22 protein-coding genes are annotated in these 20075 nt (G+C 44.4%); 12 read left to right on the top strand and 10 right to left on the bottom strand.

What is annotated here, in order from left to right; genetic code table 11:
- Positions 1-21 precede the first annotated feature (21 nt).
- The 5 genes from ICN22_RS08045 to ICN22_RS08025 form a co-directional block, all read right to left on the bottom strand.
- On the bottom strand, positions 22-1950 hold the full coding sequence (locus ICN22_RS08045) for a branched-chain amino acid ABC transporter ATP-binding protein/permease (protein ID WP_216169962.1): 1929 nt from the start codon (positions 1948-1950) through the stop codon (positions 22-24).
- A gap of 2 nt (positions 1951-1952) precedes the next feature.
- Positions 1953-2831, bottom strand: a complete 879-nt coding sequence (locus tag ICN22_RS08040) for a branched-chain amino acid ABC transporter permease (protein WP_216169960.1) — start codon at positions 2829-2831, stop codon at positions 1953-1955.
- Positions 2832-2981: 150 nt separating this feature from the next.
- Complete coding sequence (locus tag ICN22_RS08035) at positions 2982-4166, bottom strand: ABC transporter substrate-binding protein (protein ID WP_216169958.1); 1185 nt, start codon at positions 4164-4166, stop codon at positions 2982-2984.
- A 144-nt stretch (positions 4167-4310) separates the two neighbouring features.
- Positions 4311-5240, bottom strand: coding sequence for an EamA family transporter (locus tag ICN22_RS08030; protein ID WP_369411583.1), 930 nt, complete (start codon positions 5238-5240; stop codon positions 4311-4313).
- Positions 5233-6876, bottom strand: coding sequence for a GMC family oxidoreductase (locus tag ICN22_RS08025; RefSeq protein WP_216169956.1), 1644 nt, complete (start codon positions 6874-6876; stop codon positions 5233-5235). The genes ICN22_RS08030 and ICN22_RS08025 overlap by 8 nt, the downstream gene beginning before the upstream one ends.
- Before the next feature lie 120 nt (positions 6877-6996).
- Between ICN22_RS08025 and ICN22_RS08020 the strand changes: the two genes are divergently transcribed.
- Genes ICN22_RS08020 through yjgA form a run of 3 tightly spaced genes read left to right on the top strand, consistent with a single transcriptional unit; the run spans position 6997 to position 8216 of the window.
- Positions 6997-7299, top strand: coding sequence for a type II toxin-antitoxin system RelE/ParE family toxin (locus tag ICN22_RS08020; protein ID WP_216169955.1), 303 nt, complete (start codon positions 6997-6999; stop codon positions 7297-7299).
- A gap of 40 nt (positions 7300-7339) precedes the next feature.
- Positions 7340-7657, top strand: a complete 318-nt coding sequence (locus tag ICN22_RS08015; protein ID WP_216169953.1) for a helix-turn-helix domain-containing protein — start codon at positions 7340-7342, stop codon at positions 7655-7657.
- A 31-nt stretch (positions 7658-7688) separates the two neighbouring features.
- Positions 7689-8216, top strand: a complete 528-nt coding sequence (gene yjgA, locus ICN22_RS08010; RefSeq protein WP_216169951.1) for a ribosome biogenesis factor YjgA — start codon at positions 7689-7691, stop codon at positions 8214-8216.
- On the opposite strand, the gene ICN22_RS08005 is transcribed toward yjgA, so the two are convergent.
- From ICN22_RS08005 to pcaD, 3 genes are read right to left on the bottom strand one after another with little or no spacing between them, the layout of a single operon-like run.
- Positions 8213-9289: an acyltransferase family protein gene (locus ICN22_RS08005; protein ID WP_216169949.1), complete on the bottom strand. Its 1077-nt coding sequence runs from the start codon at positions 9287-9289 to the stop codon at positions 8213-8215. The genes yjgA and ICN22_RS08005 overlap by 4 nt on opposite strands.
- 9 nt (positions 9290-9298) lie before the next feature.
- Positions 9299-9490 carry a hypothetical protein gene (locus ICN22_RS08000; protein WP_216169947.1) on the bottom strand — a complete coding sequence of 64 codons (192 nt, stop codon included), beginning with the start codon at positions 9488-9490 and terminating at the stop codon, positions 9299-9301.
- A gap of 25 nt (positions 9491-9515) precedes the next feature.
- Positions 9516-10331 (bottom strand): 3-oxoadipate enol-lactonase, encoded by an 816-nt coding sequence (pcaD, locus tag ICN22_RS07995; RefSeq protein ID WP_216169945.1) that lies wholly within the window; start codon positions 10329-10331, stop codon positions 9516-9518.
- Positions 10332-10445: 114 nt separating this feature from the next.
- Here pcaD and ICN22_RS07990 point away from each other — a divergent pair, with 114 nt between their 5' ends.
- Genes ICN22_RS07990 through ICN22_RS07975 form a run of 4 tightly spaced genes read left to right on the top strand, consistent with a single transcriptional unit; the run spans position 10446 to position 13046 of the window.
- Positions 10446-11453, top strand: coding sequence for a Bug family tripartite tricarboxylate transporter substrate binding protein (locus ICN22_RS07990; protein WP_216169943.1), 1008 nt, complete (start codon positions 10446-10448; stop codon positions 11451-11453).
- 15 nt (positions 11454-11468) lie between these two features.
- On the top strand, positions 11469-12377 hold the full coding sequence (locus ICN22_RS07985) for an amidohydrolase family protein (RefSeq protein WP_216169941.1): 909 nt from the start codon (positions 11469-11471) through the stop codon (positions 12375-12377).
- Between the two features lie 38 nt (positions 12378-12415).
- Positions 12416-12643: a hypothetical protein gene (locus tag ICN22_RS07980; protein ID WP_216169939.1), complete on the top strand. Its 228-nt coding sequence runs from the start codon at positions 12416-12418 to the stop codon at positions 12641-12643.
- Between the two features lie 31 nt (positions 12644-12674).
- On the top strand, positions 12675-13046 hold the full coding sequence (locus ICN22_RS07975; RefSeq protein WP_216169937.1) for a hypothetical protein: 372 nt from the start codon (positions 12675-12677) through the stop codon (positions 13044-13046).
- 83 nt (positions 13047-13129) lie between these two features.
- Here the strand turns inward: ICN22_RS07975 and ICN22_RS07970 are convergent, their stop codons facing one another.
- The gene (locus tag ICN22_RS07970; protein ID WP_216169935.1) at positions 13130-15091 is read right to left on the bottom strand and encodes an acyltransferase family protein; all 1962 of its coding nucleotides are present in this window, start codon (positions 15089-15091) and stop codon (positions 13130-13132) included.
- A gap of 236 nt (positions 15092-15327) precedes the next feature.
- Between ICN22_RS07970 and ICN22_RS07965 the strand changes: the two genes are divergently transcribed.
- From ICN22_RS07965 to cobA, 3 genes are read left to right on the top strand one after another with little or no spacing between them, the layout of a single operon-like run.
- Positions 15328-17055: a nitrite/sulfite reductase gene (locus ICN22_RS07965; RefSeq protein WP_216169933.1), complete on the top strand. Its 1728-nt coding sequence runs from the start codon at positions 15328-15330 to the stop codon at positions 17053-17055.
- Positions 17056-17068: 13 nt separating this feature from the next.
- Positions 17069-17617, top strand: coding sequence for a DUF934 domain-containing protein (locus tag ICN22_RS07960; protein WP_216169931.1), 549 nt, complete (start codon positions 17069-17071; stop codon positions 17615-17617).
- Positions 17618-17634: 17 nt separating this feature from the next.
- On the top strand, positions 17635-18498 hold the full coding sequence (gene cobA, locus ICN22_RS07955) for a uroporphyrinogen-III C-methyltransferase (protein WP_216169929.1): 864 nt from the start codon (positions 17635-17637) through the stop codon (positions 18496-18498).
- On the opposite strand, the gene ICN22_RS07950 is transcribed toward cobA, so the two are convergent.
- Entirely contained in the window at positions 18421-18789 is a 369-nt protein-coding gene (locus tag ICN22_RS07950) for a sirohydrochlorin chelatase (protein WP_216169927.1), read from the bottom strand. The two genes, cobA and ICN22_RS07950, sit on opposite strands and share 78 nt — an antisense overlap.
- Before the next feature lie 79 nt (positions 18790-18868).
- Between ICN22_RS07950 and ICN22_RS07945 the strand changes: the two genes are divergently transcribed.
- Both ICN22_RS07945 and ICN22_RS07940 read left to right on the top strand, forming a co-directional pair.
- Positions 18869-19036, top strand: coding sequence for a hypothetical protein (locus tag ICN22_RS07945; RefSeq protein ID WP_216169925.1), 168 nt, complete (start codon positions 18869-18871; stop codon positions 19034-19036).
- A 147-nt stretch (positions 19037-19183) separates the two neighbouring features.
- The gene (locus ICN22_RS07940) at positions 19184-19564 is read left to right on the top strand and encodes a calcium:cation antiporter (protein ID WP_216169923.1); all 381 of its coding nucleotides are present in this window, start codon (positions 19184-19186) and stop codon (positions 19562-19564) included.
- Positions 19565-20075 lie beyond the last annotated feature (511 nt).

Below are 20075 nucleotides of genomic sequence, written 5' to 3'. Positions count from 1 at the left end.
GATTCAATATGGTTCTAGTGATTAAGTACCCAAGTAGGCATGAATCACCTTCTCGTCTGCCTGAACTTCAGCTGGTTTACCTTCTGCAATCTTCTGACCGAAGTCCAATACAGAAACGATATCGCAGACTGACATCACCACATCCATATGATGCTCAATCAGGATGAAGGTAATACCGCTATCGCGGATCTTACGAATAATGCGCAAGAGTTCTTTAATGTCTGGGGCTGTCAAACCAGCAGCTGGCTCATCCAACAAGAGCAATTCTGGATCCAAAGCCAAGGCACGGGCGATCTCTAAGGAGCGTTGTTTACCGTATGGCAAATTACGCGCCTCTTCATTCGCTAAATCTTCCAAGCCCACAAACTTCAGCAAGGCCATCGCACGAGCATATGCTTCTTGCGATTCCTTTTTGTAGCTTGGCAGGTTCAGCGCAATCTCGAACATATTGGATTTAAAGGTGTGATGCAAGCCAACCAAAATATTTTGGATGGCAGTCATTTCACCGAAGAGCTGAACGTTTTGGAAGGTACGTGCGATACCAGATAAAGCAATATCAGAGGAAGTGCGACCAACTACGCTCTGACCTGCATACAGCACATTACCAGCTGTAGGCTGATAGATACCAGTCAGAACGTTCATCATGGTGCTCTTACCGGAGCCGTTTGGACCAATCAGACCATGAATAGTTCCGCGCTTAATACTGAGGTCAACATTGTTCAGAGCCTTCAAGCCACCAAACTGCATCAGCACAGAGTCAACCTTAAGAAGCTCGGTGCCTGCATTTTGATTGTTGACTGCGCTAATGAAGCTGATTGAATCATCAATGTCGTCTGCTTTTTCACCACGGGTGGTAACTGTTTTACCGACGATGGATTGGTAGAAGCTCTTCGCAAAACCAACGATACCGTTTTGAAGGTAATACACCACCAACAAAATCATGAAGCCGAAAATACTCAAACGCCAATCGGAGATTCTGTCTAACCAGAATGAGAATGCTGCCAGACCAACCACTCCTGCCAAAGGCACCATCACGCGTCTTGGCGTGGTGACTTTCTTGGAGAGAGCCATAGCCGCACCAACTGCAACCACAACTGCGATCGTAGAAGCAACGATACGGAATAAATTAATATCGTCGAGAAGCTTTGGCAATAGAACAATAATCGCCGCACCTAGTAAGGCACCCAAACGAGACTTACGGCCACCCATAATGACTGCCAACAAGAAAAGGACGGCTAATTCATTGTTATAGGTATTTGGGGAGATGTATTGCTCCGAGTAAGCATACAAGCAACCAGCCAGACCAGCAAAGCCAGCACTAATTACGAAGGCAATGACTTTGAAGCGATAAACCGAGACACCCATACAGTCGCAAGCCACCGGACTATCACGTAAGGCCTCAAAAGCACGGCCCATCTGGGATTTAACAAAACGGTCAACCACTACCATCGCAATAATCAAAACAATACAGACCAACCAGAAAAACTGTGCCTTTGACATTGGGGCACCCATCAGATCAGGCTTAGGAATTTTGATTCCTAATGGGCCTTCTGTGAGCCATGTCATCTCGTTAATTAAGATCTGGGCAATTGTTCCAAATGCCAAGGTCACCATGGCTAAATAAGGTCCAATCACTTTCAGTGCAGGCAGGGCCAAGATTCCACCGAAGATCGCTGTGACAACGATTGATGCTGGCAAGGTCAGCCAAATTGGAGTGCCGAAATGGAAAAACAATACACCAGCGGTATACGAACCAATTCCGAACAATGCAGCATGACCTAAAGAAACTTGACCAACGTAACCCACCACGATATCTAAGCCATATAACAGAATGGTGTAAATCAGAATCGTTTCTATCAAATGAATGTAGTACGGATTACTAATGAATAAAGGCAGGCTGAATAAGCCAACAATTGCAATTAATAGGGGTAATAGAGACTTCGATTTCATTATTAAACTTTCTTGATTGCAGTTTTACCAAAGAGACCAGATGGCTTAAATGCAAGCACTAATAAGAGCAAGATCAAGCCTGGTACGTCTTTGTAGCCAGTAGAAATATAAAAGCCTGTGGCAGTCTCAACAATTCCGAGAATCAAACCACCCACAATGATTCCCATACCACTGGATAGGCCGCCAATAATGGCCACTGCAAATGCTTTTAAACCCAAAGCGCCACCCATAGCAGCGCCAGTTAATGTCAACGGTGCAATCAGCACACCTGCGAAGGCAGCAGTTAAGGATGACAGTGCATAGGAGAAGGTAATTACCAAGCTAGTATTAATACCCATTAAGCCGGCAGCATCGCGATCGTTTGCCGTTGCGACAACCGCTTTACCGTAAATTGTTTTACGGTTAAAGAACTCCACCAACAACATCATGACTAAGGCTCCGACTACAACCAAGATTTCCATTGGCAAAATATTTGCCCCAAGAAATTCCATTGGCTCCATCGGCAGCGGGGATGGAAATGGCAATGCATCACGACCCCAAATGTTTTCAGCGACGTTCTTAAAAATAATGCCCAATGCGATAGTGGACATAATCCAACCGAACTCAGACTTAATCTTAATAGCGGGACGAACACCAATCAGCTCAACGAAGCCGCCTTGCACCATACCGAAAAGGCAGACTATTGGAATCATGAGCCAGTAGTTCATGCCGAACATGTCAACGCAGGTCAGACCAACCAAGGCGCCCAACATTAAGGCCTCACCTTGACCGAAATTCAATGTGCCAGATGTGGCAAAAGTCAGCTGAAAGCCGAAAGCAATGACCGCGTAGATCATGCCCACCGCTATACCGCTGGAGAGGATTTGTGCAAACATTTCCATGATGTAGACCTAAAAAATTCTAAAACTGTTTTATGAACGATCCGACATTGTAAGCAAAACGCCGCCTTGCGGGCGGCGTTTTGCTTATTAATACCTTTTAAATTGCTTCAGTACGGAAAATTTGAGTTTCCGCACCCACTCTAAGAAGGATTACTTCTTCTTAGCTGTTGCATCTTCAGCATTCAAGAACTCAACCTTGCCGTCCTCAACAATGCCCATCACTACATCTTTAGCTTTGATAGCCTCATGGTCAGTTGCGCTAAATGGCTTGTTATAAGTCATTACAACGCCCTCAACTGGAGTTTTCAGATCTTGCAATGCGGCCAAGATCTTTGGACCTTCTGTACCCTTAGCTTGCTTGATAGCAGCTGCCAAGAGATATACAGAGTCGTAACCTTGAGCTGCTGACACTGGGGAAGCGATGATGCCGTTCTTTGGTTTGAAATCCTTCAGGTATGCCTCAACGAAAGCTTTACGCTTTGGTGTTGTTGGGGGATTCTGAATGAAAGTCTCTGGCATTGTTGCGCCGTTACCATTCTTGCCAGCTGTATCAATGAAGCTGGCCATAGACAATGTCCATGAACCGATCATTGGCTTTTTCCAACCCAATTTCGCCATACCGTTAGCAATTTGTGCCAACTCAGGTCCAATTGCATAAGTCAAAATAACCTCTGCACCAGCATTTTTTGCCTTGAGCAACTGTGAAGTCATATCAACGTCACCGAGGTTGAACTTTTCAGTAGCAACTGGAGTGACGCCATAAGTCTTGAGCGCTTTTTCCATATCCTCACGACCTAGCTGACCATAGTTAGTAGAGTCAGCCAAGATAGCTACTTTCTTCAAGCCACGCTTCTCAACCGCTTCTTTAGCGATCATTGGAGCTTGGATGTTGTCAGCAGCAGAGGTACGGAATACATAGTTTTCAGCAGCATTTGGAAATTGCTTAGTTACCAAAGTACCAGTAGCAACGTTGTTGATGACTGGAATCTTTGCCTCTTGGAAGAAGCGTTGTGATGCCAAGGCCACACCAGTATTGATATAACCCAGAGTAGCAGCCACTTTTTCGTTATTGATTAATTCTTGTGCAATTTGTACGCCACGCTCGTTTTTAGCCTCGTCATCGCGCTCAACTAAAACAATCTTGTTGCCGTCAATGCCACCAGCTGCGTTAATTTCTTTAGTAGCCAAACGCACGCCATCACGCATACTCACGCCCATTGAAGCTGAGCCGCCAGTGAATGGGCCGATTACGCCTACTTTGATATCGGCAGCATAAGCGCCGGTTGATAACATTGCAGCAGCTGCCACTGCAAAAATGTGACGACGAATATTCATAAAGTCTCCATGACTAAAAATGCTAATTAAATAAGTTCTTTTTTAGGTACTTCTTAAGGCGAGTGGCTATCTTACAGTCATTTAGGGGCAAAAAAAGGGCTCAGTATTAGGGTTTTACATTAGCCCCTAGGGATAAAGGTCGTTTTAAAAAAACTGACGACTTTTTTCCCGCAATGCGGGCCAGAAAAGATTCACCACTAAACCAGCAATTACGAGGCCTGCAGCCATGATTTTCCAGTCTGGCAAGGTCTCACCCAGGAAAAAGGCTGACGCCCCCATTCCAAAGATAGGTACTAGCAGGGGGGCAGGAGCGACCACAGCTGCTGGGTGCCTAGAGAGCAACCAGCCCCAAGCAGCATAGCCAAACAGAGTATTAGCCCATGCCTGCCAGAGCACTCCAATCCAAGCTCCCATGGGCGCCACCAAGGTAACTTCCCATAAATGGCTGGCACCACCCTCAAAAATGAGTGAAACAAGCAGTAAAGGAGGTATTGAGAAAGCGCTTGCCCAAACTACATAAGACAGCATATTGATGGCACCAGCCCTGCGGCTCACTGTATTTGCAATCCCCCAAGAGAAACCGGCAAACACGACTAAGGCCAGACCCAGGAAAGTCGTTGTAGCATCGGTGTGCAGCGCAATAATGACCAAACCCGTCATCGCTATCGCTACGGCCACTGCCTGATACAACCTGAGACTTTCTTTAGCAAAGAACATCGCAAAGCCAATCGTAAAAAATACCTGCGTCTGAATTACCAATGATGCAAGTCCAGGGGAGATACGCCCATCAATCGCGAAATACATCACGCCGAACTGCCCTAACCCAGTTGCCAAACCATAGATACACAGGTTTACCCAAGAGACTTTGGGTTTAGGCATAAAAAATACTACCGGCAATAAAGCAAAGATATATCGCAGGGCGGCGAACAAAAATGGTGGGAAGCTTTCAAGAGAAACCTTGATCACTACAAAGTTCGTTCCCCAAACAGCAACGATGGCGAGCGCTAGCAATAAATGGCTTGCAGGAAGCCCGGGATGCAACTGCGAACTGCCGGATATTTTTGAACTACTCACCAGTAAGCAATTCAACAGCGCGTTGCGCAATCATCATCGTAGGCGCTGCAGTATTGCCAGAAGTAATAGTTGGCATTGCGGAGGCATCAACCACTCTCAGATGATGAATGCCTCTCACTCGTAATTGTGAATCTAGTACTGCCATCGGATCATCATCGCGCCCCATCTTGCAGGTGCCTACTGGATGAAAAATTGTCGTGCCAATATCTCCGGCGGCTTTGATGAGTTCTTCATCACTTTGATATTGCTTGCCTGGCTTGTACTCATCTGGCGTATATGGCTTGAGCGCGGGGCTTGCCACAATCTTGCGCGTGAGACGCAATGCATCTGCTGCTACTTTGCGATCTTCGTCGGTTGATAAATAATTGGGCGCAATCACTGGAGGCGCTTCTGGATCAATCGAGCTGATGTGCACACTACCGCGTGATGTTGGTCGCAAGTTACAAACGCTGGCAGTAATTGCATTAAAGGAATGCAAATCTTCGCCAAACTTTTCTAGTGATAGCGGTTGCACGTGATACTCCAAATTGGCAGAGGGCTGATCTGGTGAGCTATATGCAAAAGCACCCAGCTGTGAAGGGGCCATCGACATCGGGCCAGAGCGCTTAAATGCATACTCCATGCCAATGAGCAGCTTGCCAAACCAGGTGTTCGCCTTCGTATTGAGAGTCTTAATACCATTGACCTTGTAGATCATGCGCAATTGCAAATGGTCTTGTAAGTTTTCACCCACGCCCGGTAAATCTGTGATGACGGGGATGCCCAGTTTATTCAGATGCGTAGCTGATCCAACGCCCGAGCGCTCTAGAACCTGCACACTACCAATGGCGCCTGCACTCAAAATCACTTCGCCTTGATGGGTAGCATCAGCAGCAGTGCAACGCACATCGATTATTTTGCCATCTTGAATATATTGAACGCCGAAGCAATTTTTAGAACTTGGATCAATTAATAACTTATTAACCATCGCTTCAGTAATCACAGTGAGGTTAGACCGCTTAGCGGCATCACGCAAAAATGCTTTGGAAGTATTCAGGCGCCAACCTTTACGCTGACTCACATCAAAGTAACCGACTCCGAAGTTATCGCCCTGGTTAAAGTCATCTGATGCCGGAATGCCTACCTCTACTGCAGCTTCTTTGAAAACATCCATGATGGGCCAACGCAAACGCTGCTGAGACACAGTCCACTCACCGCCTTTGCCATGCCACTGATTAGCAGCACCGTGATAGTCCTCAAATGATTTGTAGCGACGCAATGCATTTTTCCAAGACCATGAGTCGTCACCGGTTGCCTGAACCCAAGATGCGTAATCACCTTCTTGGCCACGCATATAAATCATGCCGTTGATAGATGAGCAGCCACCTAAAACCCGACCGCGTGGATATAGCAGTGAGCGTCCGTTGAGACCTTTTTCAGCAGCAGTCTTAAAACGCCAATCCGCTCTTGGGTTGTCGATGCAATATAAGTAGCCAACTGGTACATGTATCCAGATGTAGTTGTCGTTCTTACCAGCCTCAATTAGAAGAACTCGTTTAGCGGGGTTCTCAGTCAGGCGTTTAGCCAACATACAGCCCGCGCTGCCAGCGCCGATGATGATGTAGTCGTAGGTGTTTTGTGAAGAGGCTTGGGTCATGTCTCTGTATTTATATGTATATGGAGCACTGTACTCATTATTCACCATCCTAACGAATCAAGTAATTCTTGTTACTTTTGTTGATTTGATATAAAATCAGTATTGATCTAATATTAGATCATGAGAACTACCTTTAAAAAAGCTTTTACCCAGTTTGTAAAAAAGGCTTCCAAGCCTTTGCAGTTAGCAATTGAAATCAGGGTCGCTGAAGTTTGCGATAACCCTAGGATAGGTCAACAAAAGCTAGGAGACCTTCAGGGTGTATTTGTTTATAAATTTCGCTTTAACGCAAAAGAATATTTAATGGCATACCAATTTGATCATTTTGCAGGTGCAATAGAAATAACTTGGATTAAATTTTGCCAAATAGGGCCTCATGAAAATTTTTACACTCAATTAAAAAAATCAATTCGATTTAAATGACAACTTCAAGCCATTTCAATACAGAAAGTTAGATCTATATATGACTCAATTCATGAACGCAGAGGATCTTTTTGCTCATGTGCAAAAAATGCCCTCGAAAGAACGCATTAAATTTTTCTCTTTAGTTGCAATAAATGCCTTCCAAGAGACTGAATACACGCATGAGCAAGTATTTGGACATCTCAGAAATACTTCATTTTCAGCAGAAGAGGCCGCAGAGTTTTTAGAAATCTCGCTTCCCACTTTACGAAGACATGTACAGTCCGGCAGATTAAAGCCTACATCAATCATTGGAAGAAGCCAGTTATTTTCTAGCGCCGATCTGAAGCTACTAAAACAGAAAATCAATAAAGAATAATTAAAGTTTAATACCCGTCTAAAATAACAATATGCATGTCAATGAAAAGAACCGCACCCCCAAGAAAGATGATCTTGATGATGGGCCCAGCAAATCCGAGCTAAAGCGCTTGATGACCGAGCGCCAAAAGCTGGCTGAAGTTCTAGCAGCGCTTAGTACTGATGCCTTGAAGACCATACCAATGGATGAGGCTATTAAGGCCTCCATTGCTGAAACCAACAAGATTAAGAGTTTTGAGGCAATCCGTCGTCATAAGCAGTATCTTGGCAAACTCATGCGCTTTTTAGATGAAGAAGAGTTGGATGCCATTCAGAAACGTTTAGATGCCATCCAAGGGATTAGCAAGGCAGAGACTGCAAAGCTGCATCATCTAGAGTCTTATCGTGATCGCCTAATCGCAAATGATGAAACCTTTACCAAGATGATTGAGCAATATCCCGATATGGATATTCAGAACATGCGCACCCTTATTCGCAATGCTCGAAAAGAAAAAGAAACCAATAAACCCCCTAAGGCTTATCGAGAAATCTTTCGCGTCTTAAAGGATATGGGTATTTAGAATTTAATTCTCCTAGATGGTAGTTCTACCCATCGATAGAGATAATTAGCGGCCTGCCAACTTGCCACAATAGAAAAAAATATTAGGACGATCGCCGTTGCGCCATCATGGTGTTGACTCATGCCCCAGCTGATATAAATCGTATTAGCCAGCAAAATAAAACAGAAGTGCATTAAAAAAACGCAGTACGACCTTCTGCTACACCACAAGATGCCATTCACCAACTTATGCATTCGTGAATTTTTCTTTTCACGCCATCGATCAAGGTACGCCCAATCACCCCAAAAAATCAGCATAATCGCAACAACGTAAGCTAAAAAGTTACGAAACCAAATCTGCTGGAAACTACTAATAACAATAGCTACCCCAATCACTATTATCAGCAGGCTGGCGAGGCGATTAATCAATTGATCAGGATAATTTTTACAAAGCTGTGCCAGAACGCCTAAGCCATAAGGGCCCATGAAGTAGATGAAATAATTTTCATATTCACCATGTCTATTAAAGTACAGCAAAGATAAAACGCAGACTATAGCCAAAATCCAGATTGCGGATCTGAAGGCAGGAAACATTCCTAAGAGGATCGCCAGGATGGCATATAGCTGCCAATCTATTCCCACATACCATATGCCAGCAGAAATTGAATCTAAACCTAAAATACCCTGAAGGAAAAATAAATGCGCTAGAAATTGCCCCAATGTTTCTGATTCTCCAACAAATTCATCTTGAACCCAAAAACGTGCAAGCCATGCGCAAGTAATAGTAATAATTAATGCCACTACATAAGGAGCGAATAATCGTATGTAACGATTGAAAATCGTCCTAAGCAGAATGTGTGGATTTTTTAAATCTTTTGCACGCGTGAGTGACTTAGCCGCCAAATAACCACCCAGCACCAAAAAGATCTGCACAGCAAAACGGCCATATTCAAACAGCCAAGTCATCATTATTGGAAAAGAGTTTCGAGCATCCTCAGCCAACTGACCATAGTTCGAAAAATGGTGAAAAACAATCGCAAAAGCTGCGAAAGTCTTTAAGAAATCAACTAAAAGATAATGATTTTTAGATTGCAATGCGGCGATCTATTTTGATTTTGACTTTGTCTTTGTCTTGCCCATCAAAGAGGCGAGCATAGGATTGCTACTAGCCAGCTCCTTTTTGGTTTTAGCAATGCCCTCTGCCGTACCTGGCTTTGGCGTCTTAGCAGCATTTTTCATGCGTTGTGCAGTTGCCAGAGCTAGGTTTTTATACAGATCTGTTTTTTTCATCGACATAGCGCTTTAATTTTTAAATATTTTTCTACAAAGCATTATCCACTGTATCAATAAAGTCCCTAATGGTGCGGTTAAATGCCTCTGCTTGCTCAATATTAGATAAGTGTGCTGCATCTTCCAGTATGACTAACTTTGAGACATCAATCATGCGGTTGAGCACAATGGCTTGATCGACCGTACAGGCTGGATCCTGACGCCCTGTCAGAATCAATGTTGGGGTCTTAATTTTTAAGAGCATAGTAGTTTGTGCCATATCCCTTACGGCACTTGCGCATCCCAGGTAACCCTCAACTCCGGTACCCAAAATCATCTCGCGCACTTTGGCAATATCTTGAGGCGCGCGAGCAATGAATGGTGCCGTAAACCAGCGCTTGATGGTGCCATCTACCAAGCCAGCAATGCCTTCTTTGCGCGCAAGCTCAAAACGCTCCTCCCACAAACTACGTGGAGGCATTTCACTTGCTGTGTCGCAGAGAGATAAAGAATAGACTCGCTCCGGAAAACGGGCACCTAGTTGCTGACCAATCATCCCGCCCATCGATAGTCCAATGAAATGGACCTTATCAATCTTCAGGGCATCCAATAATGCTACTGCATCATCCGCCAATTGAGGGATGCTGTAGGGCGCTGGGGTTGTTTCGGAATCGCCATGGCCACGCTTATCAAAACGAAGGACTCGATAACGATCGCTTAATGCAGGCACATTCCAATCCCACATACTGCAGTCAGACATGAGGCTATTGGCCATCATCACCACATGGCTATCGCTAGGGCCATCGAAACGATAGGCAATATCGACCCCGTTCACCTTGGTGATCTGTTTTTCTAGTATTTGGCTCATTTGTCTCTGCTTTCTAGCTGGTTCAGCAATTTGTATATTTCCCATCTTGATCATGGAGATCTTGAAAGGAGCATGGTAGATTATCCAATGAAACTATAAAAATACTTAGGAGACATGATGCAAAAGACATTGCAATCCCCTCGTTTACCCAAGCGCAACTTGATGTTGAGCCTATTCATTGGCTTAGGGCTTTGCCTCAACCTGATTTCCACGGCTAACGCGCAAAGCTACCCTAATCGCACGGTAAAAATGATTGTGCCCCTCACTACTGGATCCGGCGCTGACATTGCCGGCCGAATTGTTGCCAAAAACCTTTCTGAGACTTGGAAACAATCCGTCATTATTGAAAATCGTCCTGGTGCTGGTGGCTTAATCGGTACTGGTGCAGTTGTCAGTGCTGAACCGGATGGCTATACCCTTCTAGTGCAATCCGCCTCATATGCAGCCAATCCAGCCATTTATAAAAAGCTACCTTACGACCCACTCAAAAGCCTAATAGATGTCAATATCCTTGGGCAAACACCGTACGTCTTAATCACCTCCGCAGATGGTCCTTATCAATCCGTTCGTGATTTGATTATTGCGGCCAAGTCAAAGCCAGGCGAGATTACTTTTGCATCTGCTGGCGTTGGTAGCTCAACTCACCTTGCGGCTGAATACTTTAATCAAATGATGGGCATCAAGCTCATACATGTGCCTTACAAAGGATCTCCAGAAGCGATTCAAGATACCATGGCCGGGCGTACCGCTTTTTATATGGCACCACTCGATACTGCCATCGGTCAACTCAAAGGCGGCAAAGTGAGAGCACTTGGGGTTACTAGTAAGGCGCGTAATGCTGCTGTACCAGATATTCCTAGTATTGCCGAGTTAGGCTATGCCAACTTTGAAATTGGTCTTTGGTTTGGTGTGTGGGCGCCGGCCGGCACACCGGCAGCAATTGTGAAAAAGATTAATCAAGATATCAATCTGGCGATGCAATCTCCCGAAGTGAAAACTGCTTATGAGTCTAAAGGCATCAAAGCAACCCCCATGAGCCCACAAGAGTTCGGTAAGTTTGTGCGCGAAGAAATGGCGAAGTATCAGAAGATTGCCAAAGACGCCAACATTGAACCTCAGTAATTTGTCCACAGTAAATTGAAATCAACTGACGCTGCACCAGTCTGCCAAGCCCCAGATCCAGAAATTCGATCACCAAAGATTGTGTTTCCTGCTGGGGCAGTGGATTGCCATGCTCACATATGTGGGCCAGCTCTGGAGTTTCCTTATGTACGGGAGCGTATCTACACTCCGCCTGATGCTACGCTGACCCAATACGAATCTCTATTACATATGTTGGGGGTTGATCGCGCCGTCTTAGTACAGCCCAGCGTATACGGCACCGATAATCGAGCCATGCTCGCAGCACTCTCTACGAACCCTAATAAATTTCGTGGGGTTGCAGTCATAGATAGCAATATTGCAGATGCCGAACTGGAGAGACTTCATCAAGCTGGCGTGAGAGGCATTCGTTGTAATGTTGTCGATGTTGCCGATAAATCGAAGGGTTTACCGATTGAGGAATTAACTGCCATCGCCAAACGGATTCAACCTTTTGGTTGGCATTTAGAGCTACTCGCCCACGTTAATGAATACCCCGATCTCGCTAATACATTTGCAGATTTTCCGGTTGACTTGGTCTTTGGTCACTTTGGTTACTCCCATACAAAACATAGCATCAATGACAAAGGTTTTCAGGGTCTGCTAGAGCTTCTGAAAAATAACAAAGCCTGGGTCAAGATGACTGGACCTTATCGCATTTGTGATGGGAACTTTCCCTATGCGGACATGCAAGTTTTTAATGATGCCGTAATCAAGGCTAACAGCAAGCGATTAATCTGGGGTAGCGATTGGCCTCATGTCATGGTCAAAAAGCAAATGCCGCATGACGCTGATCTCTGCGATCTGCTTGGATCTTGGGTATCTGATCCAGAGCTTAGAAAAGCCATCCTGTCCGATAATCCCTGTATGCTATATGACTTCCCTGCCTTTACTGGCAACCACTAGATACAAATAAGCAATTCGCAAGAAAGAATATAAACCTCATGGATAACACGTTTACTATTATTTTCGGCATCGTCGCCATGCTTCTTCCGCTAGTAGTAGGGCGCCTGGTATGGAAACGCTTTGATCAATACTTTGGTCGTAATGATGAAGCTTATATGGATACCTTGGAGTATTTCCTAAAGAAGATTGGCTTCACCATTTTGGTTGCCTTCATCCTATTGTGGATTGGCATCAGCCTAGTATTCAGCGGCAGCCCCAATTACTAATAGAAGTAAAAGTTAGGAAGACTCTGCCATCATGAATGATCAACTCCTCAGCATTCTCAAGAAAGCCAAGCTCAACTTTGCGGTGCTCGCCAGTATTCTGGTGCTCGCAGTTGTTGGCAAGCTGACTAATCCCGAGTTCACCAACGGAATCTTCTTGATGGCGGATCAACTGGTTTCTGAACTCGTTCTATTGTTTGTTGCCATTACCTTGGGCGCATTTATTCCGAACTTCAAGTTAGTGGTGCTCGGTGCAATCGCTGCCTTTATTGCCGCAGCCATTGCTATTCAAACAGGTGTGTTTACCTACCTGACAACTGACTACCTTTTTGCCGTTCTGATTGTCGTTTTGGGATTTGCATCGATTGCCAATCTCTACAGGCATTACAGGGAATTTAGTCTTTAATACTTAAGATTGATCCATAGCCATAAGCGCTGAATTTCAAGGGCTCTTTTAGCTTGTCTTAGATTCTTAAATGATAAAAACTATCATCTCGGAAAATGAGAAACAACATAACGGGATGTTGTTTTTGTAAAGTGCCCCGCATCAATACTCTCTAGAGAATCACTGGTATCACCAAATCGAGTAATGCACCCTTCTGTATTGCATAAGATTTTTACGATTGAAATGTATTTCACGTTCAACTTTTCGGCCATCTTTTCCATGTCTGGATCGATAAGTAAAAAGTCTCTTTGCTTGCTCAATCCAAACCACATTCGATAGGGGATATTGGGGTCTCGATCTGATAGATATTTCAGATAAAGCTGTTTATAAAGACTGTCACTCCAAACTGGAGCCGGACCAACTAAATCAATTTCATCAATACCAGCCCTCTTTAGCCTAACTAGCGTAGCCTCAATCTGCTGCCAGTCATAGTCGGTCCAATTGGCAGCAATTACTAATTTAGCAGGCCTCTGACTCACAATACGCTCAAAAATTTGCTCATTACCTGCTGTGCAATTCTTGCGATTTGGTAACTCAATACCCAAAATCGGCGGGCAGCCGTTGTATCCGAGGCGGGATATTCGATAGCTGGCGCCAAAGTACTCTTCATATCCAATCAGTAAATGAGCTGCATAAGAATCGCCCCATAAAAATAATGCGGGCTTACGTAACTCTTCTTTTGTAAAACAGATCGCATCCACAGGAGCGCCTACTTTTGGCAAAGAACAATCAATTTTTGGGGGTCCAATGTTTAAAGCAGATTCCGATGGGTCCTTAATAGATAAGGTATGTAAAAGTGGTGGAAGCCTAAATTGAATTTGATTCAGTCTAAATGTCAGCCCATCACGCTGATACGCATTAAAGCCGATATACCCAATTATTATCAGGAGAACGGCCAAGATGCTTGCCTTAGTTTTATTAAATTGATTTGTTCGAATTGGTTTTTCAATAAGGTAATAAGTCAAGACCGATAAAACAATCGACGCTATAAGCATCAAGGCACGAATTTCAGCAGAAGGTAATTGACCCTGCAAAATATGCGCAAAAGAAAGTAGCGGCCAATGCCACAAATACAGTGGAAAGCTGATCAGGCCAATCCACACCAACAGGCGATTAGATAACAGTATGCGATTGATGCAGGCATGCGGGCCAGCGGCTATCAAAAATGCAGAACCTAAAGTAGGCAATAGAGCCCAATAGCCTGGAAAAGACGACTCTTTGTTAATGAGTGCAGCGCCAAAGACCAGCAATGCAAAACCAAGAATTGAAATGCAGTGGTTCAGCCTCGATTGACCTAAGAAACCATTGGATGCCCCAAGTACAGTAAGCGTTTTTTTGCGATCGAGCGCAATGTAGGCCAGAATAGCCCCAATCATGAGTTCCCAGAAACGTGTAATAGGGGAATAAAAAGCTGCGGTGAAATGCAATTCATGATGTACCTCATACACGTTTATCGCAAATGAGATTATTGCCATAGCCAATCCTAGCCAAAGGAGATTAACCCTCCTTTTCCATACTAGGAAAACCAAAATTGGCCATGCAAAATAGAACTGCTCTTCAATCCCCAGCGACCATAAATGCAGAAGTGGCTTTGTATCAGAAGCGTTATCAAAATAGCCGCTTTCATTCCAAAATACCAAATTAGCTACAAAGCCTGCGCCCCCAGCCATGTGAAGACCTAATTGGGCAAATTCATCTGCCAGTAAATTAAACCAACCAAATGCAAAGCAAAAAGTGAGAACCACAAACAGGGCGGGAAAAATACGTTTAATACGCCGTATATAGAACTGAACAATACTGAAATCATCGGCCATCAACTGCTTATAGATAATGGTAGATATCAAAAATCCTGAGATAACAAAAAAGACATCTACCCCAATAAAGCCGCCGGGAATCACACTGGGGAATGCGTGATAGACCACAACAAACAGGATTGCTATGGCGCGTAAGCCATCAATATCTGGTCTATAAGCGATATGGCCTTTATCAGCCCGAAGGGGTTGCATTGAATGGCCTAAGGTTTCAAGAGGCGTTGTGTGGGTTCTGGCACTAAGATTGTTGGGTCCATTCTTAATAGAGCGGCACCTTGCCACTCTTTTCTTGACTCAAAGTACGAACACTAAGCCTAGACCAGAAAACAAGGACATTAAAATATACCAGCCTTCTTTATACCCATTTATATATATAGATTCAATATTTAAGTATTTGTAGTTATGGTTATAGCCCTAGACAATCAGGGTCTATGTACAAATATGACTATATTGACCAATCTCTTGTAGATCAACGGGTTAACCAATTCCGAGACCAGGTTGAACGACACCTTAACGGCACACTGGCCGAAGAAGAGTTCCGCCCTCTCCGTCTACAGAATGGCCTCTACCATCAGCGCCATGCATATATGCTGCGTGTCGCCATTCCTTATGGCTTGCTAAGTGCCAAGCAATTGCGTGCCCTCGCCTTCATTGCCGATAAATATGATCGTGGCTATGGTCACTTTACGACTCGTCAAAACATTCAGTTCAACTGGGTAGAGCTAGAGCAGACTCCAGATATCTTGGCTGAGTTAGCCAAAGTAGAAATGCATGCGATCCAAACATCGGGTAACTGCATTCGCAACATCACCAGCGATGCCTTTGCTGGTGTTGCTGCAGATGAATATGTCGATCCCCGTCCTGTTTGTGAACTACTGCGCCAATGGTCAACCTTACATCCAGAGTTTGCTCACCTGCCACGCAAGTTTAAGTTTGCAATTAATGGCGCTAAAGAAGATCGCACTGTCTTGCTTTGCCATGATGTCGGCATTGAGCTCAAGAAAAATCCAGCTATTAATAATGGTGAATTGACGAATGAACTCACTGCGGATATCTATGCAGGTGGAGGCATGGGCCGTACACCCATATTGGGATCATTAATTAAGCGAGGTTTGCCATGGCAAGTTCTGCCAAGTTATCTGACTGCACTCTTGCGTGTATATAACCGCTTTGGTAGAAGAGACAATCTCTACAAAGCCCGTATCAAGATCTTAGTAAAGGCTTTAGGTCCAGAAGAGTTCGCACGCCAAGTTGAAGGTGAATGGGAAAAACTTCACAATGAAGCAAAACCGAGTAAAGATAATTTCACACAGGCTGAGTGGGAACGTGTTGCTAAACACTTTACAAAGCCGGCATACCAAAAGTTCCATGCAGTTAACAATGAAGCTATTCTTGCTGCTGCGCCAGAAGCTGAAAGAGCTGCCTTTACCCGTTGGCTAGAGCGTAACGTCAAACCCCATCAAGTGCCCGGCTATGCCAGCGTGATTCTCTCGCTCAAGCCACATGGCACTGTTGCCCCCGGGGATGCCACTAGCGCGCAGATGAACGCCATTGCCGACTTAGCAGACCAATATAGTTTTGGCGAATTGCGCGTTACGCATGAGCAAAACTTAGTACTGGCAGATGTTGAACAAACGCAATTACTCAATCTTTGGCGCGCAGCTAAGAGCCATAATGTAGCCCTACCCAATATTGGATTACTTACCGACATCATTGCTTGCCCTGGTGGGGATTTCTGCTCACTAGCTAATGCGAAGTCACTCCCTATTGCTAAAGTAATTCAAGAACGTTTTGATAATTTAGATTACCTATTTGATTTGGGTGACATCAGTTTAAACATTTCAGGATGTATTAATTCTTGCGGCCATCACCACGTTGGCAATATTGGTGTCCTGGGTGTCGATAAGGATGGTGAAGAGTGGTATCAAATTACTTTGGGTGGCGAGCAAGGTAATGATGCTTCTATTGGCAAAGTGATTGGCCCTTCTTTCTACGCTAATGAAATCCCTGATGTCATGACTAGCCTTATTAATACCTATGTCGAGCAACGTACATGCGATGAGCCTTTTATCGAAACTTATAGACGCCTGGGTGCAATACCCTTTAAAGAGGCGGCGTATAAGAGCAATGGCAAGCACTCGAAGGGGGCAACAGCCTAGTGATGGAAAAACTATGAACCAGCAAATTATCTCCTTTCCAAAAAATGGCAAGCCCACCCTCATCACTAATGAATGGCAGGTCTGGGATGGTGAGCGTGATGAAGGTGGCATAGCGGATTCAGAACATGGATTACATAAAGTATTGGTGCCGTTTCATTGGTGGATTACGCATCACAAAAATGCTGACATCATCAGCAGAGTAAGCCAGGGTGAAATTGGTGTGTGGTTTTCTGCCGATGATGACATCCTCAAGCATGCTGAACTCATTGAGGAAGGTAAAAGTTTTTGGCCAGTGGTTGGGGCACACTTCCCTATTTTTAGAGATGGTAGAAGCTTTAGTACTGCAGCCCTATTTAGAGACCGCTTTCAATGGCAAGGTGAGGTCCGTGCGATTGGGGATGTCTTAATTGATCAACTTTTACAAGGTGCACGCGTAGGTTTTGATGCTTTTGAGCTGCGTTCCGACCAAAATTTGGATATCGGACTAAAGCAGTTTGACCTCTTTAGCGTGACCACCCAAAATAGTTGGCGCGATACCCGTAGCAGTCTAGCAAGCAACTAGGTCACGATTAGCAAAAAATGAGTAATGTAAATAAACTCGGTAGGGTGTATTTGGTGGGTGCCGGCCCTGGCGCAGCCGATCTGATTACCGTGCGTGGTGCCAGGCTTTTGGGGATAGCTAATATTGTGTTTCATGATGCATTGGTGGATCCAGCGATGCTCGAACTCTGTCCACAAGCTATTAAAGAGCCTGTTGGTAAACGTTGTGGCAAGCTGTCTTCAGCACAACATTTCATTAACAAAAGATTAATTGATGCCGCACAAAAATACACAGTAATTGTTCGTCTTAAGGGTGGCGACCCCATGATGTTTGGCAGGGCTGACGAAGAGATTCGCGCCCTAAAAAAAGCAGGAATTAGAGTAGAGGTGGTGCCTGGCATTACAGCCGCATTGGCTGGCGCTGCGGCCATTCAGCAATCACTCACATTGCGGGGCGTCAGTAGAAGCGTGGCTTTTGTTACTTTGGCACAAGGCACTGAAAATCTTGGCGATAACGGTAGTCAGAAACAGCCAATTCAAAACCCTCAAGCTGATACCTTGGTGTATTACATGGGTCGTAAAGATGCCGCACACATTGCCAAGCAATTGATAGATAACGGCTCACAGCAAAGCAGCAATACACCTGTACATATTTTAGAAGCCGTCAGCGCGAAGAATGAGCGTCACTGGTCTAGCACGCTAGGAGAGCTAGCCAATGGCAAAGCAAATGACTGGTTTGATAGTAAATCTCCAGCACTGATTATGGTTGGCGAAGCCTTGAGAGAAAAACAGCAAGCCAGAGATAACACCAATCAAGCAGAAAACTTAAAGAGCTCTAGCACTGAATTCAATAATGGCTTGCAAGACAGTCTCATCTTCACCGACAGCAGGCGTAGCGCGTAAGCTCACCTGAGGAAACTTATCCTGACAAGCAGATAACAAAACTGGAAAGTCATTACGCAAATGGCCCCCTTGGCCAAAAAAAACTGGCACCACTATTACCTCAGTAGCACCACTAGCCACATGAGAGGCGATGGCCTCTTCAAGACTCGGTTGCATCAATTCCAAAAAGGCCAATTCCACTACCACATTTGGATGCCGGGCTTTCCAGAGAGTAGCTAGACGATCAAAGGGCTCGCGCCAACGGACATCACGAGCGCCATGACCAAATAAAACGATTGCCTTCGTATCCATATCTATGTAAACCTTTTTAAATAGAAGTCTTACCCACCTAAGCTTAACCTGAATTGGAGCTCTACACCGAGATAGCCATATGACACATTTGCTGAGCCAAACTTGGTTTATTGCCTTAATAGGCTCCACCCTGATTGGTGCTGTCTTGTCTGCAGTTCACCATACTGAAGTCATAGCGCATAAAACCGGTAAGCCCTATGGAACCCTGGTACTCTCAATTAGCGTCACCATTATGAAGTCTCTCTGATCATTATCATGATGCTGGAAGGGCGCGAAGGCTCTGAATTTATTGCCTATGATACCGTCTTTGCAACAGTCATGATTGTTGTTAACGGGGTAATTGGACTATGCATCTTCATGGTCGACTGAAAACATTATGAAATGATATTCCGTAATGAGGGTACTAATCCTGGGCTACCAGTTCTTATGCATTAGCTACATTTATTTTGGTGATGCCTATGGTAACTATTGGCATCCCGAGCCCTGTCTTCACCAAGAGTTAGCTAGCTTTTTGGGTATCACCTCTTTCACCATTTATAGCGCCCTCTTATTTTTCCGAACAATGGCTCATCGGGATTACTACCTCCCCAAGACAGAAGATCAAAAGACGAATGGCACTTTATATACTGCCAAACCTAGCACACTCAAAACCAGTAATAGCGCAGTCTTTTTGTTTGTCCTGCTTGCAGCAGTGGTTAGTTTGGCAGAAGTACTCAATCAAGCCATTGAGGCCGGAGTGAGAGTCACGGGAGCCCCAAAGACTGTAGTGGGATAGTAATTGCGATGCTAGTCGTAATGCCTGAAGCTTATGCAGCCGTCAGAGCTAAACGAGCAATCGACTCCAGAGTAGTCTTAACTTGGCCCTATGTTACGCTTTAGCCAGCATTAAACTATTTATTCCTACCGTGGTAGCAATAGAAATTTGCTTCAATCTTCCATTGAGTCTAGGTATTAGCAATCTCAATATAGTGTTACTGTGCCCACCCCTCTTTATTGGCGCATTTACATTGGCAACTAGCAGAACTAATCTGCTGCAAGGAGTGGTGTACCTAATTATTTTCTTTGAATACCTATTCTTGAGCACAGTTCCGTAAAAGAAATATGATAAGAGGGAAATATTCAAAGTTACTTTAAACGAATCATTAAGTTTAATGCCTGCTTCAGATTTTTTCTTTTTAATAAGAAGTTAATATACAGTGAATCCTATATTTTCAAAAAATCAAAAAAATATTCTTAGGGGGTGTTACTTTTGAAAAATACCACAATAATGAATTCAGAATTAATTC

This window comes from Polynucleobacter bastaniensis (genome assembly GCF_018882205.1).
GTDB lineage: Bacteria > Pseudomonadota > Gammaproteobacteria > Burkholderiales > Burkholderiaceae > Polynucleobacter > Polynucleobacter bastaniensis.
This window is presented reverse-complemented; position numbering and strand designations above follow the sequence as displayed.